The organism is Clostridium sp. E02 (assembly GCF_003833015.1).
In the GTDB taxonomy this organism is placed as follows: Bacteria; Bacillota; Clostridia; order Lachnospirales; family Lachnospiraceae; genus Lacrimispora.
On the sequence record NZ_RJLQ01000087.1, the window covers coordinates 1 to 312 of the forward strand.

1 tRNA gene is annotated in these 312 nt (G+C 43.9%); it reads right to left on the reverse strand.

Annotated elements, in window-relative coordinates:
• Window positions 1–227: 227 nt before the first annotated feature.
• Window positions 228–300: transfer RNA gene (locus tag EFT72_RS19065), tRNA-Ala, on the reverse strand.
• Between the last annotated feature and the right edge of the window lie 12 nt (window positions 301–312).

Genomic DNA, 312 nt, shown 5'->3' on the forward strand with positions numbered 1-312 from the left:
AACTGTGTGGAAAGCTTGCTTTCCTAAGCAGTTTTTTATGTGATTGTATAGGCGTGAAACGCCGTGACTGAGAAAAGCATTAGCTTTTCGAAGTGCTTCGTAACACTCGCAATAATTGTTTGTCCACACAACTAAACTCACTTTCGTTTGTTCAGATCTGTGAACGGTCTCGCACTAAATTCAGCCTTCGTCTTACGACTCGTCCTCATTAAATTGCTTTCGACCAATGGAGATGGAGAGATTCGAACTCTTGACCCCCTGCTTGCAAGGCAGGTGCTCTCCCAACTGAGCTACACCCCCAAAAAAATAATC